Origin of the sequence: Vibrio orientalis CIP 102891 = ATCC 33934, from assembly GCF_000176235.1 — a bacterium.
Taxonomy (GTDB): Bacteria; Pseudomonadota; Gammaproteobacteria; order Enterobacterales; family Vibrionaceae; genus Vibrio; species Vibrio orientalis.
Window position 1 is genome coordinate 2,145,023 of the sequence record NZ_ACZV01000005.1, and the last position, 17,253, is coordinate 2,162,275.

General features: G+C 45.3%; 15 protein-coding genes. 10 read left to right on the forward strand and 5 right to left on the reverse strand.

The genetic code is table 11. The annotated features are described in order from the left end of the window. Positions 1 to 142: 142 nt before the first annotated feature. Entirely contained in the window at positions 143 to 3,052 is a 2,910-nt protein-coding gene (rapA, locus tag VIA_RS20470; protein ID WP_004415715.1) for an RNA polymerase-associated protein RapA, read from the reverse strand. A gap of 472 nt (positions 3,053 to 3,524) precedes the next feature. Here rapA and VIA_RS20475 point away from each other — a divergent pair, with 472 nt between their 5' ends. The 5 genes from VIA_RS20475 (at position 3,525) to VIA_RS20495 (ending at position 8,213) form a co-directional block, all read left to right on the forward strand. Then, positions 3,525 to 4,901, forward strand: coding sequence for a PhoH family protein (locus tag VIA_RS20475; protein ID WP_004415718.1), 1,377 nt, complete (start codon positions 3,525 to 3,527; stop codon positions 4,899 to 4,901). A gap of 118 nt (positions 4,902 to 5,019) precedes the next feature. After that, complete coding sequence (locus tag VIA_RS20480; protein ID WP_004415719.1) at positions 5,020 to 6,024, forward strand: ornithine carbamoyltransferase; 1,005 nt, start codon at positions 5,020 to 5,022, stop codon at positions 6,022 to 6,024. Positions 6,025 to 6,279: 255 nt separating this feature from the next. Then, a complete protein-coding gene (pyrB, locus tag VIA_RS20485) occupies positions 6,280 to 7,209 on the forward strand; it encodes an aspartate carbamoyltransferase (protein ID WP_004415721.1) in 930 nt (309 codons plus the stop codon). A gap of 17 nt (positions 7,210 to 7,226) precedes the next feature. Further along, positions 7,227 to 7,688: an aspartate carbamoyltransferase regulatory subunit gene (gene pyrI, locus VIA_RS20490; RefSeq protein WP_004415722.1), complete on the forward strand. Its 462-nt coding sequence runs from the start codon at positions 7,227 to 7,229 to the stop codon at positions 7,686 to 7,688. Between the two features lie 135 nt (positions 7,689 to 7,823). Further along, complete coding sequence (locus VIA_RS20495; protein ID WP_004415724.1) at positions 7,824 to 8,213, forward strand: RidA family protein; 390 nt, start codon at positions 7,824 to 7,826, stop codon at positions 8,211 to 8,213. Between the two features lie 71 nt (positions 8,214 to 8,284). Here VIA_RS20495 and VIA_RS20500 read toward each other — a convergent pair whose 3' ends face one another. Together VIA_RS20500 and mdh are read right to left on the reverse strand one after the other, a co-directional pair. After that, entirely contained in the window at positions 8,285 to 8,476 is a 192-nt protein-coding gene (locus VIA_RS20500; RefSeq protein ID WP_004415725.1) for a hypothetical protein, read from the reverse strand. 98 nt (positions 8,477 to 8,574) lie between these two features. Beyond that, positions 8,575 to 9,510 (reverse strand): malate dehydrogenase, encoded by a 936-nt coding sequence (gene mdh, locus VIA_RS20505; protein WP_004415726.1) that lies wholly within the window; start codon positions 9,508 to 9,510, stop codon positions 8,575 to 8,577. A gap of 331 nt (positions 9,511 to 9,841) precedes the next feature. Here mdh and argR point away from each other — a divergent pair, with 331 nt between their 5' ends. The 5 genes from argR (at position 9,842) to VIA_RS20530 (ending at position 15,516) form a co-directional block, all read left to right on the forward strand. Then, entirely contained in the window at positions 9,842 to 10,312 is a 471-nt protein-coding gene (gene argR, locus VIA_RS20510) for a transcriptional regulator ArgR (protein WP_004415727.1), read from the forward strand. 332 nt (positions 10,313 to 10,644) lie between these two features. Beyond that, a complete protein-coding gene (locus VIA_RS20515; RefSeq protein ID WP_004415729.1) occupies positions 10,645 to 11,613 on the forward strand; it encodes a TAXI family TRAP transporter solute-binding subunit in 969 nt (322 codons plus the stop codon). Positions 11,614 to 11,839: 226 nt separating this feature from the next. Beyond that, positions 11,840 to 14,419 carry a TRAP transporter permease gene (locus VIA_RS20520; RefSeq protein WP_004415731.1) on the forward strand — a complete coding sequence of 860 codons (2,580 nt, stop codon included), beginning with the start codon at positions 11,840 to 11,842 and terminating at the stop codon, positions 14,417 to 14,419. A gap of 101 nt (positions 14,420 to 14,520) precedes the next feature. Next, a complete protein-coding gene (locus VIA_RS20525) occupies positions 14,521 to 14,958 on the forward strand; it encodes a universal stress protein (protein ID WP_004415733.1) in 438 nt (145 codons plus the stop codon). Between the two features lie 165 nt (positions 14,959 to 15,123). Then, positions 15,124 to 15,516, forward strand: a complete 393-nt coding sequence (locus VIA_RS20530; protein ID WP_004415735.1) for a DUF2061 domain-containing protein — start codon at positions 15,124 to 15,126, stop codon at positions 15,514 to 15,516. Here the strand turns inward: VIA_RS20530 and VIA_RS20535 are convergent. Both VIA_RS20535 and rraB read right to left on the reverse strand, forming a co-directional pair. Further along, positions 15,513 to 16,313 carry a glycosyl hydrolase 2 galactose-binding domain-containing protein gene (locus VIA_RS20535; RefSeq protein ID WP_004415736.1) on the reverse strand — a complete coding sequence of 267 codons (801 nt, stop codon included), beginning with the start codon at positions 16,311 to 16,313 and terminating at the stop codon, positions 15,513 to 15,515. The two genes, VIA_RS20530 and VIA_RS20535, sit on opposite strands and share 4 nt — an antisense overlap. Positions 16,314 to 16,443: 130 nt before the next feature. Next, positions 16,444 to 16,857, reverse strand: a complete 414-nt coding sequence (gene rraB / locus VIA_RS20540; protein ID WP_004415737.1) for a ribonuclease E inhibitor RraB — start codon at positions 16,855 to 16,857, stop codon at positions 16,444 to 16,446. Between the last annotated feature and the right edge of the window lie 396 nt (positions 16,858 to 17,253).

Sequence of the window (17,253 nt, forward strand, 5' to 3'; positions counted from 1 at the left end):
TGACATCTCGTTCCTCAATTCAGGAATGACGCATCTTGGTCATTCCCAATAACGACGAAGGAGTGTAGTCGGGAACCTCTAACCATTTAAGAGATTCCTGACATCTCGTTCCTCAATTCAGGAATGACGTATGAAGCAACAATTAGTTGTGGCTGACAACAATCATACGTAGAGAATCCAATTGATACTGAGCTTGACTGATGTAGCCCGTAAGCTCTTTGATTTGCGCATCAATCGCTTCAATCTCTTCATCGCGAATGTTCGGGTTAACCGCTTTCAATGCTTGCAGACGCTCTAGTTCTGAGTTCAAGCTTGCTTGCATCTCTTGCTGAGCCTGCTTACGAATCGCTTCCACCTTCTCAACAATCAGCTTTTCGCCTGCCGCAACCATTTGATGAACTTGAGCTTGTACCGAAGCCACTAACTTAGTCGCGATATGACGACCAACAGGGCTTAGCTGACGGTTGAAACTTTCGAATTCTACTTGTGCAGACAGGTCATTACCTTTGCCATCGAGCATCATTCGAATCGGAGTCGTTGGTAAGAAGCGGCTAATACCACTGCGCTTCGGTGCTTGAGCATCTACCTTGTACACTAGCTCAAGTAGCATGGTGCCAACAGGCAGCGCCTTGTTCTTCAGCAGTGATACTGCGGTGGTACCCACGCCTTCACTCATCAGCAAATCGATACCACCTTGAATCATCGGGTGCTCCCAGCTGATAAAGTTCATATCTTCACGTGACAACGCTGTTTCGCGATCAAAGGTAATCGTCGCCCCTTCATATGGCAGACCTGGGTAGCTTGGTACTAGCATATGCTCAGAAGGCGTCACGACTAGGGCATTTTCGCCTTTGTCATCTTGATCGAGGCCAATGGTATCAAACAGGCTCAGTGCAAAAGTGACTAAGTTTGTATCACCGTCGGTTGCTGCAATTTTCTCAACAATTGCCTGCGCTTTCTCACCACCGTTTGAATGCATCTCCAGCAGACGGTCACGACCTTGCTCTAGCTGCGCTTTCAGCTCTTTATTCAGCGCAGAAGACTCAGCAATCACTTCATCCAAATCGCTAGTATCGCCAGACGCTAGCATCTCAATAAGTTGGTCTGAATACTTGTCATAAACCATGCGTCCGGTTGGGCAAGTCTCTGCGAACGCATTAAGACCTTCATCAAACCAACGTGCCAGAATCGCTTGCGAAGTACCTTCAAGATACGGCACATGAATATCGATATCGCGGTTTTGACCAATACGGTCCAAACGGCCAATACGTTGCTCAAGCAAGTCTGGATTGAACGGTAAGTCGAACATCACTAGCTGGTTAGCGAACTGGAAGTTACGACCCTCTGAACCGATTTCACTACAGATAAGAACCTGTGCGCCACCCTCTTCTTGCGCAAAGTAAGCAGCCGCTTTATCACGCTCAAGAATTGACATGCCTTCGTGGAATACCGTTGCACGGATACCTTCACGCTCACGCAATGCCTGCTCTAATTGCAGCGCTGTACTTGCACGTGAAGCGATAACTAAAATCTTTTCACTGCGCTTATCGGTAATTTTTTCTAGTAGCCAGTTTACGCGGCTATCAAATTGCCACCAGCTAGAGTCTTCGCCTTCAAACTCTTGGAAAATCTCTTCCGGATAGAGGTTTTTCACTGCGCGAGCTTCAGGTGAGATCTTACCGCCAATCATGCCAGAGACACGCATTGATGTGGTGTACTGCTGAGGAATCGCCATCGGCATTAAATGAACGTTACGTTTCGGGAAGCCTTTGATTGCTGCACGAGTGTTACGGAACAATACTCGGCCTGTACCATGACGGTCCATCAAGTTGTCGATCAGCTCTTGGCGTGCCGCCGCTTTAGCTTCTTCATCGCTATCACTTTCAATAATACGGAACAGCGGTTCAACATCCTGCTCAGAGAGTAATTCTGTGATTTGATTTTTCGCTGCGTTTTCTAGTTTTTGGCCTGAGAACAAGGCACTCACGGAATCCGCTACTGGCGCATATTGCTCTTCTTCTTTAACGAATTCTTCGTAGTCAAAGAAGCGGTCAGAATCTAGCAGACGTAGACGAGCAAAGTGACTTTCGCGACCAAGCTGTTCTGGCGTTGCAGTCAGCAGAAGAACCCCTGGTGTACGCTCTGCTAAGCCTTCTACCACTTGGTATTCACGGCTTGGCTTTTCAGGGCTCCACTCAAGGTGGTGCGCTTCATCGACAACCAATAGGTCCCACTCGCCTTCTAAAGCTTGCTCAAAACGTTTACGACTCTTGCGTAAGAAATCTAACGAGCACAGCACATATTGCTGCGTATCAAATGGGTTGTCTGAGTCGGCAAACGCTTCAATACAGCGCTCTTCATCGAAGATAGAGAAATGCAGATTGAAACGACGCATCATTTCCACCAGCCACTGGTGCTGCAGTGTCTCAGGTACCACAATCAGGATGCGTTCAGCACGACCAGCAAGCACCTGTTGGTGAATGATCATACCCGCTTCGATGGTTTTACCCAGACCCACTTCATCGGCAAGCAAAACGCGCGGTGCATGACGGCGACCGACTTCGTGTGCAATGTATAGCTGATGAGGAATCAAACCAGCACGCATACCACAAAGTCCACGCATCGGACTCTTGTGCTGTTCATATTGATTCATCAAAGCGCGGTAACGCAGCACAAAGTTGTCCATACGATCAATTTGACCGGCGTAGAGCTTATCTTGTGGCTTATTAAAACGGATTTGGTTACTGAGCATGATTTCACGCAGAATCACACCTTCTTCACCACTGTCTTCACGTTGACCCACATAGCTAAATAGGCCTTGGTCTTCGACCACTTGCTCAATTTTTAGAGACCACCCTTCTTGGCTATCGACTACGTCGCCAGCATTAAAGGTTACTCGGGTTACAGGCGCATCATTTCGAGCGTAAACTCGGTTTTCTTCAGAAGCTGCAAACATTAGTGTCACAGTACGAGCATCCAATGCTACAACGGTTCCTAAACCTAGATCGCTTTCCGTATCGCTGATCCAACGCTGGCCCAAAGCAAATGTCATGTATCGACTACCTCATCTATTTAATTCGAAAATGGGTCTATAAATATTAGTTGTTCTTACGCAACTTGAAAGGCAACTGACGAGGAAAAAATTGTGTCAGCCGCTGCGCAGAAAAAGGTCGCTAATCTTACTCGAAGCTGTGACATTGGTCACGTACAAAGGCCTCAAAAACCAACAATTTTTTACTCAAGCTGAGCTTGACATCAAAGTGTAAGAAATCAGTGGCACTTCTAACTAAGAGTGTTGAGAAAGACGATTATACTTATTAATGAGTGTGCATCTTTAGTGTCAGAAAAACGTAGGTACAAAAGATGCATTGATAAGATGACGATCAACACGGGTTTGCAGTATTTGTAGTCAAACCATCAGCGATCTCTGATTACCGGGCTACATCTCTGCAAGCAATGCAGGTAGACCACTTCATGCAAAAGTATGAGGGGTAAGCAAGCCGCAAGTCGGCAAGGAGACGCTTATGGGCGATACAGACCGGAAGCTATTTGTCCTCGATACCAATATTCTTCTTCATGAACCACTAGCCATCTACTCATTTAAAGAACACGATGTCGTCGTGCCGATGACAGTCCTCGAAGAACTCGACCGCATCAAAGACAGTAAGCGGGATGTTGCCAGAGACGCTCGCGTTGCCATTCGCGCACTGGAAGCAATGTTTAAGGACGCTACCCCTGACGAAATCTCAGAAGGGATTCCCATCAACAAAGAGCAAGAATCAACTGGCCATATTTCAATATTGGCTGATTTCGAATTGCAAGAAACTGTCAAAGCCTTTGCTGACAAAGCTGGCGACAACCGCATTCTTAACGGTGTGCTTTACCTACAAAACAAGCGCGCTCCCCGTGAAGTCATCCTCGTGACCAAAGACATCAACATGCGACTACGCGCCAAAGGGGCCGGGGTGCGCTTTGTTGAAGATTACCGCACTGACCAATTAATTGATGACGTTCAATACCTGACCAAAGGTTTCCAACAAATCGAAGGGGATTTTTGGAGTGGTGTCAGCCAAGTAGAAAGCAAGAATTATGCAGGTAAAACTTACCACACTCTAGATAGAGCCCCTTTCGAGCCAACCTACATTAACCAATATGTGATAGATGAAGAGAGTGACTTCGCCGGACGTGTGGAAGATATTGAGCAAGATACGGTGACGATAAAAGATCTCAGCCGTGAGCGAATGATGCATCGCCGTGCGTGGGACATTACGCCTAAAAACATCTACCAAGGGATGGCGCTCGATGCCCTGCTCGACCCAGATATTGATCTGGTGATCTTAACTGGGGCTGCGGGTAGTGGTAAGACGCTGCTTGCCCTAGCTTCAGCACTTGAGCAAACTATTGAAAGAGGCGTGTTTGATAAGATCATCGTCACTCGTAATACACCGGATATCGGTGAAGCGATCGGTTTCTTACCGGGCAGCGAAGAGGAAAAGATGCTGCCTTGGCTTGCGGCGGTAACGGACACCTTGGAGGCGTTACACAAAAATGATCACTGCACTGAAGGTTCACTCAAGTACATCTGTGATAAGGCTAATATTCAGTTCAAGTCGATCAACTTTATGCGTGGACGCTCGATCCAAAATGCCTTTGTTCTGCTCGATGAGTGTCAAAACCTCACCGCTTCGCAGATTAAGACCATTATCACCCGCTGTGGGGAAGGCACCAAGATCGTCTGCTCTGGTAACCTAGCGCAGATCGATTCGCACTACCTTACCCCTGTGACGTCAGGTTTAACCTATATGGTTGAACGCTTCAAAAACTTCGAAGGCAGCGCCAATATCCACCTCAACGGTGTCGTTCGCAGCCGCCTTGCTGAATATGCCGAAGAGAATTTGTAGTCACTTTTGCCGAGATATAATTCATATCTCGGCATTTATTCAAAATAATTATTCACAACCATCGACTAAGTATGTTTAACTAACTCCATTAAACGAATAAACATTCAAGGACTGGAGTATGGCCTTTAATCTACGTAATAGAAACTTTGTTAAGCTACTCGATTTCACCCCGAAAGAGATTCAGTTTTTATTGGATCTTTCTGCTGATCTGAAAAAAGCCAAATACGCAGGTACCGAGCAAAAAAAGCTGGTTGGTAAAAACATCGCTCTGATCTTTGAAAAAGCCTCAACTCGTACTCGCTGTGCGTTTGAAGTCGCGGCATTTGATCAAGGTGCTCAAGTCTCATACATTGGCCCTTCTGGCTCGCAGATTGGTCATAAAGAGTCAATGAAAGATACCGCGCGCGTACTCGGCAGAATGTACGATGGTATTGAGTACCGTGGTTTTGGCCAAGGCATCGTTGAAGAGCTTGGCGCGCATGCTGGCGTACCGGTATGGAATGGTCTAACCGACGAGTTTCACCCAACGCAAATTTTGGCCGACTTCCTCACCATGCTTGAACATGGCCGTGGTAAACAGTTACACCAAATTAAATTCGCTTACCTAGGTGATGCTCGTAATAACATGGGTAATTCACTAATGGTTGGCGCTGCAAAAATGGGCATGGACATCCGCCTCGTTGCCCCAAAAGCCTACTGGCCAGAAACCGAACTCGTCACCGAGTGCCAAGCTATCGCAACACATACGGGAGCAAAAATCACCCTAACTGAAAACGTTGAAGAAGGCGTCAAAGGTTGTGATTACCTCTATACCGACGTTTGGGTCTCGATGGGTGAAGCGCCAGAAGCTTGGGATGAGCGCGTAGCGATGATGACCCCGTACCAAGTCAATATGGATGTGATTGAAAAAACCGGTAACCCACAAGTGAAATTCATGCACTGCCTACCCGCTTTCCATAATGATGAAACCACCGTAGGTAAACAAGTTGCTGAGAAGTATGGCATGAACGGACTGGAAGTCACCGATGAGGTATTTGAGTCTGAACACTCGATTGTGTTTGACGAAGCAGAGAACCGCATGCACACCATTAAAGCCGTGATGGTGGCCACACTCGGACAGTAACAACTAGCGAAAGTCGACACAAAAAGCCTCGATGTAATCGCTTGCGTTAACCAATCTTCAGCGTATAATGCTCGGCAATTTGTCTGGAGGTAGTAAAACAATGCCACGTAATTCGTGCTCTAAAAAGCGTATTACACTGGGTAAGCTAACATGCTTACCGGCGTTAGGTTTTTCTATTTCCGCCGATTTTTAAAGCCTCCCGTAATGGGGGGCTTTTTTATTGCCTAAATTTAGTACTCAGATGGGAAGATGATTATGACCAACACGCTTTATAACAAGCACATTATCTCAATTCCTGAGCTTTCACGTGAAGAGCTTGAATTGATTGTCAAAACAGCGGGTGAGCTTAAGGCTGATCAGAAACCTGAGTTAATTAAAAACAAAGTGATTGCGAGCTGTTTCTTTGAGCCTTCAACTCGTACTCGTCTATCTTTTGAAACGGCAATCCAGCGCATTGGCGGCAGCGTGATTGGTTTTGATAATGGTGGTAACACGTCACTGGCGAAAAAAGGCGAAACTCTGGCTGACTCAGTGCAAGTTATCTCTTCTTACGTAGACGCTTTTGTGATGCGCCACCCACAAGAAGGTGCTGCACGTCTCGCCTCTGAGTTTTCTAACGGTGTACCTGTGATTAACGCAGGTGACGGCGCTAACCAGCACCCTACCCAAACGCTGCTAGACCTATTCTCTATTGCTGAAACACAAGGCCGCCTAGACAACCTTAACATCGCCTTTGTCGGTGACCTCAAGTACGGCCGCACAGTACACTCGCTGACGCAAGCACTAGCTAAATTCAACAACGTACGTTTCTTCTTTGTCGCGCCAGAAGCACTGGCAATGCCGGACTACATCTGCGAAGAGTTAGATGAAGCGGGTATTGAGTACAGCCTGCACACAGATATGGAAAGCGTTGTGCCTGAACTGGATGTACTTTACATGACGCGCGTACAGAAAGAGCGTTTCGACGAATCTGAATACGCCCACATTAAATCGGCTTATATCTTAACCGCAGCACTGCTTGCAGATGCGCGCGAAAACTTGAAAGTACTACACCCATTACCACGCGTTGATGAAATCACTGTCGATGTTGATAAAACGCCGCACGCGTACTACTTTCAGCAAGCTGAAAACGGCGTTTATGCACGTGAAGCACTGCTCGCGTTAGTGCTCAATGAAACCCTGTAATCGAGAGGAAAATCACTATGTCTAAAGAAACTCAATTGCAGGTTGAAGCAATTAAAAACGGTACCGTTATCGACCACATTCCAGCTCAAATTGGTATTAAGGTGCTAAAGCTGTTCTCAATGCACAAATCAGCGCAACGTGTAACAGTAGGTCTGAACTTACCTTCTTCTGCTCTAGGCCATAAAGATCTACTTAAGATAGAGAATGTATTCATCAGCGAAGAGCAAGCGAGCAAACTGGCACTCTACGCACCGCACGCAACGGTAAACCAAATCGAAAACTACGAAGTCGTCAAGAAACTACCACTAGAACTACCTGAGCAAGTTAATAACGTATTTGAGTGTCCAAACACCAACTGCATTACTCACGATGAGCCAGTAGAGAGCAGTTTTAAAGTGTTTGAGAAGAAACAAGACATTCGCTTGAAATGTAAATACTGCGAAAAAGTATTCTCACGCGAAATCGTTACTGAGCGATAGTTCATAAGTCGCCGTTATAGCTGATATTTCAATCAATCCTCGCGGCACGTTAGCGGGGATTTTTTCTTTACGCGGCACGCGATTCACGGCACACTGAGTTTTCATACTTCCCCCTTAAACAGATGGAACATAATAATGACTAAAGTACTTCACACAGAATCAGCTCCAGCAGCAATCGGCCCATACGTACAAGGTGTTGATCTAGGCAACATGGTTCTGACTTCTGGCCAAATCCCAGTAAACCCAGCAACGGGTGAAGTATCAGCAGATATCGCAGAGCAAGCACGTCAGTCTCTAGACAACGTAAAAGCGGTAGTTGAAGCATCTGGCCTAACCGTTACAGATATCGTAAAAATGACAGTTTTCGTTAAAGACCTAAACGACTTCGGTACGGTTAACGAGGTTTACGGTAAGTTCTTTGATGAGCATAACGTAGCAAACTACCCAGCACGTTCATGTGTTGAAGTTGCTCGTCTACCTAAAGATGTGGGTATCGAGATTGAAGCAATCGCAGTTCGTAAATAATCGACGCGATTGAGATTAAAAAAGCGAGCGGTTTAGCTCGCTTTTTTATTGCGAGTACTTTTTGACTACAACTAATAGTAGCGATCGCAACCCAGATGCAGTTGAGGATCGTCCATTAAATCCTCTATATCGACTTCGAACTTTTGATGCGATACGCGCTCCTCAATCACGACTGCATGAGCGCTTTCATCCACTTCAAGTACAGTTCCAATCCCTTGACGACATTCAACTAACATCCCTTTTTCCAGTTCACTGATATCCATCTTCCCTCTCCTCTGTTATCTAATAAGTGTACAGCTGAAAAAGAAAAAGGATCAAAAAAGCCGACTCGAAAGTCGGCTTTTTACTATTCTACTCCGCATTAGTTATTTACGAAGTCAACACCTGTTTGGATATCACCATTTAGTGTTTCTAGCATACCGTCTAGTGCAGACTTCTCGAAGTCACTTAGCTTACCGTAGCTTAGCACTTCTTCTACGCCATCTTTACCTAGCTTCACAGGTTGTGCAAAGAATGGTGCGTGCTCACCGTCGCCTTCAACGTAAGCGTACTCAACCACTTCTTCACCTTGCGCCGCTTTCACTAGCGCTAGACCAAAGCGACATGCCGCTTGACCCATAGATAGAGTTGCAGAGCCGCCACCCGCTTTCGCTTCAACAACTTCAGTGCCTGCGTTTTGAATACGCTTCGTTAGCGCTTCCACTTCTTCAGCTGTAAACTCAACACCTTCAACCTGAGAAAGTAGCGGAAGGATAGTAACACCTGAGTGACCACCGATAACTGGTACACGAACATCACCTGGATCTTTGTCTTTTAGATCCGCAACAAATGTTTCAGAGCGGATAACGTCTAGTGTCGTTACACCAAATAGACGACGCTTATCATAAACACCTGCTTTTTTAAGAACTTCAGCAGCAATTGGCACAGTCGTGTTAACTGGGTTTGTGATGATACCCACTAGAGCTTTTGGACAAACATCAGCAATTTTCTGAGCAAGAGACTTCACAATACCTGCGTTAACGTTGAACAGATCAGCACGGTCCATACCTGGCTTACGAGCAACACCTGCAGAAATTAGAACCACGTCCGCACCTTCTAGTGCAGGAGATGGGTCTTCACCAGCGTAACCTTTGATCGATACTGGCGTTGGGATGTGGCTTAGATCTGCCGCAACACCCGGAGTAACCGGAGCGATATCATAAAGGGCTAGATCTGAACCTGCAGGTAGGCGGTTTTTCAGTAGTAGGGCTAGGGCTTGACCGATGCCACCAGCGGCACCAATAACGGCTACTTTCATCGTAGTTCTCCTTGAGATGACTCTCTTTTATATGTTTTGTAAGTCGATTTGAAATCGGTGTGTTCAACCTATAGTAATCACAAGATGATTACAAATGATTAACGTCAGCTTTGCGACCTTGCGCAAGCCATCAAAATCGGGCTTCACACCTTTACGCCATTATGTTCTTAATCCTTTTGGATAACAAAGAATTAAACGGTTTTCTGTCAATAAATCCTGCCATTTTTACAGTGATTTGCTAGACAGATTTTAGGTTTAGCATTGGCACATATTGCATACCTATGCGAGAATATTCACTTGCTTTTTATAAAACAAACATAGAAAGAGAACCATGCGCCATTCAGAAAAACAAGATAACCTCGTTCGCGCTTTTAAAGCCCTACTTAAAGAAGAACGTTTCGGCTCCCAAGGCGATATTGTGGAAGCTCTTAAAAACGAAGGGTTCGATAATATCAACCAGTCAAAAGTGTCTCGTATGCTGACCAAGTTTGGTGCAGTACGTACACGTAATGCCAAAATGGAGATGGTTTACTGCCTTCCGGCTGAACTGGGGGTTCCAACGGTATCAAGCTCACTACGAGAATTAGTGCTCGATATCGATCATAACAATGCTCTTGTTGTGATTCACACCGGCCCAGGTGCTGCCCAACTTATCGCTCGTCTACTTGATTCACTAGGTAAAGCGGAAGGCATCTTAGGCGTCGTTGCTGGTGATGACACTATCTTTATTACTCCTACGCTATCGATTACCACAGAGCAGCTGTTTAATTCGGTGTGTGACTTGTTCGAGTACACAGGCTAGTTTCATATAAAACAGCCAAATACAAATTGCGCCGCCAAATTCGCGGCGTGATTGAGATCACATCTTAAAAAAATCATACCTTAGTTAAGCTCAACATCTAACACGATGATTTTAAACAACTTTAACCTTGAAATATTCCTAGTACATTAGGTTAATATTCAGGCTTTTTGTCTATATTCGTTAACATCCGTGTAATTATGTGCCGATTTTTTGCTATTATTCAGCCACTTTTTCAACATACGGATTGAAAAAGATGCCGTTTCCAGCAAGAGGAAACTCCCATAGCAACTACACTTGCTAAGGGTTAATAATGAATAAAGGAAGGGAAATTCATGGCATTGAACAAACTTATTAAAGTTGGCGCTATTGCTGCTGCAGTTATGGGCGCAGGCGCAGTTAACGCTCAAGAGTTCATCACAATCGGTACCGGTTCAGTAACAGGTGTTTACTACCCAACTGGTGGTGCAATTTGTAAGCTAGTTAACAAAGGTCGTAAGGACCACAACATTCGTTGTTCAGTAGAATCAACTGGTGGTTCGATTTACAACGTGAATACTATCCGTGCAGGCGAACTAGACTTCGGTATCGTTCAGTCTGACTGGCAGTACCACGGTTACAACGGTACAAGTAAGTTTGCTGAGCAAGGCCCATACAAAGAGCTACGCGCAGTGTTCTCTCTACACACAGAACCGTTCAACATCATCGCTCGTAGCGATGCTGGCATCGAAAACGTTTCTGACCTAAAAGGCAAACGTGTAAACATTGGTAACCCAGGTTCTGGTGACCGTGCAACAATGGGTGTTGTAATGGAAGCTATGGGCTGGACTAACGATGACTTCAAACTGGCTTCTGAACTGAAAGGTTCTGAGCGTTCACAAGCTCTTTGTGATAACAAGATTGACGCATTTGTTTACGTAGTTGGTCACCCGAACGGATCAATCAAAGAAGCAACAACATCATGTGACGCTAAGCTAATTTCTGCAACTGGCGCTAAGATCGATGAAATCGTTGCTAACAACCCTTACTACGCATTCAGCACAGTTCCTGCGGGCATGTACCGTGGTACTGATAAAGACGTAAACAGCTTCGGTGTTGCTGCAACTATGGTAACAACAACCAACGTTTCTGACGATGTAGCGTACAACGTAGCGAAATCTGTATTCGAAAACTTCGATACATTTAAGCGTCTACACCCAGCGTTCGCTAACCTGAAGAAAGAAGACATGGTTCAAGCTGGTCTTTCTATCCCTCTACACCCAGGGGCAGAGAAATACTACAAAGAGATCGGCCTACTAAAGTAAGCACTCTTTGATAACTAAGGAGGCACAGCGCCTCCTTAGTTAATACCACTGTAGTCACGCACTACACTCTATTTTGAGTTTCACATTCTTGAAACTCTTCCTCGTTTTATACCTAAGAAAACCACACAACTGAGCAATATTTCATCTTTTCACTACACTAAAAGATGCTAAATAAAGGTTCTCATAATCATAATTATACGGACCATTTATAATAAGGATTAAGTACATGTCGAAGACAAACACTCCGTCTCAAGATGTGCAAGAAATGGTGGCTCAATCCGATACTGGTGCACGCGCTCCTTCTGGGCTGTCTGGTCGCATCTTATGGTTTGTGCCGCTATGTTGGTCACTGTTCCAACTTTGGTACGCTTCCCCTCTACCATTTATTTTTAATTTTGGCGTACTCAACGATACTGAAGCGCGTTCGATACATTTAATGTTTGCTGTCTTCCTTGCCTTTACGGCTTACCCAGCAATGAAGAACTCGCCAAGGGATAGCATCCCGGTTGTTGACTGGTTACTGGCGCTCGCTGGTAGCTTCTCTGCTGCATATATCTATATTTTTTATACTGAACTCGCTGGCCGTTCCGGTGCACCTACTTCATTGGATATTGTCATTGCTGTTATAGGCATGGTGCTATTACTTGAAGCAACACGCCGCGCTTTAGGTCCACCGCTGATGGTGGTTGCCGCAGTATTCTTGCTCTACACATTTGGTGGTCCTCACATGCCAGATGTTATTGCCCATAAAGGCGCGAGCTTAAACAAAGCAATGTCTCACCTATGGTTAACCACTGAAGGTGTATTTGGTGTCGCACTAGGCGTATCAACGTCATTTGTCTTCTTGTTCGTACTGTTTGGCGCCATGCTTGAACGTGCTGGCGCTGGCGCTTACTTCATCAAGGTGGCATTCTCGCTATTAGGTCATATGAAAGGCGGCCCAGCGAAAGCAGCGGTTGTTGCTTCTGGCTTGTCAGGCCTTGTTTCAGGCTCTTCGATTGCTAACGTAGTAACCACAGGTACATTCACTATTCCGCTGATGAAGCGTGTTGGTTTCCCAGGCACTAAAGCTGGTGCGGTTGAAGTTGCCGCTTCAACTAACGGTCAGTTAACCCCACCTATTATGGGCGCAGCAGCATTCTTGATGGTTGAGTACGTTGGTATCTCGTACGTTGAAGTAATCAAAGCGGCGATCCTGCCTGCACTGATTTCCTACATCGCGCTTATCTACATTGTTCACCTTGAAGCATGTAAAGCAGGCATGACTGGTTTGCCTCGTCGTCACACGCCAAAATTCATTCATAGCTTGCTATCATTTACTGGCACAATTTTAGGTCTGTGTGTTATCAGTGCAGCAGTCTACTACGGCGTTGGCTGGACTAAAGACGTCTTCGGTGATGCGGCAACCCCTATCGTTACTGTTGCCTTACTGGTTGCTTATGTAGCACTGGTCAACATCTCCGCGAAATACGCGAAAGAAGGTGCGATAGAAATTGATGCTGAGCTCACTGAAGTACCAGATCCAGGTCCAACGATTAAATCAGGTCTTCACTTCTTGCTACCGATTGTTGTTTTGGTTTGGTGTTTGACTGTTGAACGTTTCTCGCCGGGTCTATCCGCGTTCTGGGCAACCGTGTTTATGATCTTTATCCTGATCACTCAGCGTCCATTGATTGCGATTCTTTCTAAAGAAGGCAGTCTTGCTGAGCAAACTAAAGCAGGTTTTGTTGATCTGGCTGAAAGTTTAGTTTCAGGTGCTCGTAATATGATTGGTATCGGCGTAGCGACAGCAGCCGCAGGTACCGTCGTTGGTGTGGTAACGCTAACGGGTATTGGTCTGGTCATGACGGACTTTGTTGAGTTTATCTCTGGCGGCAACATCATTCTGATGCTGATATTCACCGCAGTGATCAGCTTGATCTTAGGTATGGGTCTGCCAACAACAGCCAACTACATCGTCGTATCAACGCTAATGGCACCGGTTATTGTCACGCTGGGTGCACAAAGTGGCCTGATCATTCCATTGATCGCAGTCCACCTGTTTGTGTTCTACTTCGGTATTCTGGCCGATGATACTCCACCGGTTGGTTTAGCTGCGTTTGCTGCGGCCGCGATTGCGAAATCGGATCCGATCCGAACGGGTATTCAAGGCTTTACTTACGATATCCGAACGGCAATCTTGCCATTTATGTTTATCTTCAACACCCAGCTACTGTTGATGGGTATTGATAGTATTTGGCACCTACTGCTGACGATCTTCTCTTCTATCGTCGCAATGTTGATCTTCTCTGCCGCAACGCAGGGCTGGTGGTTTACTAAGAACAAATGGTGGGAAACTGTCGCACTACTCGTTCTGACGTTTACTTTCTTCCGTCCTGGCTTCTGGTGGGATGAAATCTACCCGGCGAAGATCATGCACCCTGGTACCGAGATTGCGCAGATTACTGAGCAGTTGAAAGTCGGAGAAGAGATCGAACTATTGGTAGCGGGTGAAAACCTAGAAGGCGACTACATTTCTAAAACGGTACGTTTGCCGTTTGAAGATCGCGCAGAAACAGCAGAAGAACGTATAAGCTCGATGGGCTTAATGCTCAATGATGCTAACGGTCGTATGCTAGTCGATATGGTTGAATTCGGTAGCCCTGCTGAAGCAGCAGGTGTCGATTTTGACTGGGAAATTCGTTCTGTGGTCGTCGATGCAGACCGCCCGATGAAGGAGTGGGTATTTGTCCCGGCGTTACTCCTTCTGATTGGTCTAGCGATGAACCAGAGAAGACGAGCTCGAAAGGAACAGCTGAGCGCGTAACTTAATCAGCCCTGCTCTTAGAGTGGGGCTACAATTAAGCTAAGGATGCATTAACTCCCTCTTAAAGAGGCTCTTTAAGGGGAACAATAAGAGAAATAATGATGTATAAGCAGATTCTTGTTCCTGTTGATTTAAACGACAAAGGCTTTTCAGATAAAGCCGTCGAGTTAGCCGTTTGGCACGCCAAGCACTCTAACGCCGAAGTACATATTCTCAATGTCTTACCTGGTATCCACATGTCTATGGTCGCGACTTACTTTCCGAAAGATGCGGCGCTAAAAATGAAAGCGGATGTGGAAAGCCAGCTTAAAGAGTTTGCCGCGAATCATATTGATGATGACGTGGTGTATAAAGTGCATGTGACTGAAGGCAAACCTTACTCAACCATCTTAGAGTTTGCCGAAAAGTTAGGGGCGGATCTGATTGTCATGCCGAGCCACAAACGCTCTAAAATTGATAAAGTCGTACTTGGCTCAGTGGCGAGCAAAGTGGTCCAGAACTCCCCTATCAACGTGCTAGTGGTTAAGCCCCAAGGCTAATTGGCAACGTCTAACAGCAATAATTAAGGCGCGTGATGCGCCTTTTTTTCGTTAGATTAAAAATCAATAGGTATTACCTATTAAAACTATCGCTACAATCCAATTTCTTTAATGCGAATAATTATCAATAATAACCACATCAAGTTTCCTCACTAGGTTATTGTTATGAAAAAGACACTTACATTCGCTGCTATTCACTTCACTATCGCGTTTACAGTCGCGTATGTATTAACCGGTGATATTCTGATTGGTAGTCTGATAGCAATGATCGAGCCGACAGTAAACTCAGTGGCTTTCTACTTTCATGAGCGCATTTGGCAACAAAGCACAGCACTACAGAAATTGGCTCGTTCTGCCAAGATGAAAACCGCTAGTTTTGCTGTTGTGCACTTTAGCGTTGCTTTTGGTGTGGTATATCTATTGACTGGTGATGCATTTGTTGGCGGTATCATGGCGGCGATTGAGCCAACCATTAATACCTTCGCATACTACTTTCATGAGAAGGTGTGGCTACGTAAACAAGAAGCCACACTGCATTGGGGATGTGCTCACGCTTAAAGCGGGTAATGCGATACACACATATCTTTGCTTAACCCGATATGCAAACGTCGGGTTTGACCATCTAACGTCACTTCCAATAGATATAGATCGTCAAGATTCGGCTTATCAGCATCGGCGTAAATTGGTGCTTCAATTTGAAATAGCGCACTGGCATGATTATCACGCACATCAATTGGCAGATGGTAAGTCATACCATTGAACTTGACTGCTGCAGACACAAGCCCCGGAGAATAGGTCTGATAGTGCAAATCCACAAGGAACTCACAACCACCGCCATGGTGCCAGATTTGCTCCGTGGTGATGTGCTCTAAACGTGTGTTGCGGATAAATTGAAGATACGGCTCCTTCCAAATCCCAATGCGGCTATCAAGCTTTTGATATTGCGGCTCACCGAGTGGACATAGCTCTAGTTGATCTTCTTCAAACAACAGCTGCTCTTCTTCTTCAAGAAATAGAACTTCAAAACGGTTTCGGCCTAACTGCATATAAGGACGAATGTCTTTCTTATATTCAGCCTGACTGCCATCACAATCAAACACCGCGACACCGTTCAAACGTACTTCAGCATGATAGTCGACCCCAGCAATCACAAGATCAACAGCAGGAAAGGCCATCATCGCTTCGTCCACTTCAATATCATGCATCAAGTGCCACTCTTGAGCGGCAATATCTGATTCAGACAGAGAGTCAGGAAGCTTAGCACTCAAAGGTGCAGGAAAAGTGATGTCATCTTGTGGAATCGATAGGTCTGTAAGCGGAGAAATCTGCCAAAGACCAGCAAGTGAAAGCTGCATAAACCGTTTTATAAATTGAGCTAGATCAAGTTTGGAAGATTATAAAGCAGCGCATGTGATAAAGATACAAAAATGCCAGTCACTAGGACTGGCATTCTCAATTCTAATCTAAGCAACAAAAAGTATTGCGTTACTCTTCGTCATCTTCCTCTTCTGGGTAAAGCGCATCTTCGCCTTCGTAGTAAGTGCCCCAGCCGTCATAAATGATGTCGAACTTCTCTGCAAGATGTACCAGTTTTTCAACTTGAACATCGATTGCTTCAGGGTTTAGCGCCGATTCCATCGTCGCATCACAACAAAGCAGCTTATTGCCATCTTCATCTTCGGTTTCTTCAGCTTCTAATACTTCGAAGCCCATTTTGAATGCTTCAACCACTGCTTTTTCTAGGGTATTAAAGTCTTCAGCAAACAGGTGGTGCTCGATCTCATACAAAGCATCTGGATCACTGCCATCTTCTAATAAGGCTTGAATAATATCGCGAGTCTCTTCCTTTTGAATCTCAAGTAATTCTTCAACAGATAGATATTCATCTTCGTGAGACATAAGTCGTGCTCCAGATAGTGACAAAATAGATCGTAATTTACAGCGACGAAATATCGCATGGATCCAGATAAATTACTACCCAGAATGTGGCTTGATCGCGATCTTTCTCCGCCCAAATCAGCAAGATCAAACTAGATCGACCTCACAAGATGAAAAAATTAACATTTCCTTAGCAAGTGAGCGATTCAGAATTATCTCTTTTAAACTCTTCATCTCTTATAAACAGAGATTATGCGTTTTTATCACCATTCTTTGCATATCAAGTGCTCAGCATTAAATGCATAAAAATATGCACCATCAAAATTAAAAGGCGAATTAGTGAATAGCTATGCTGTTACTCGCGGGAACTTCGCATTCCTTAGCTGCGCCTTTATCGCATAGAGACGCAGCTTTACG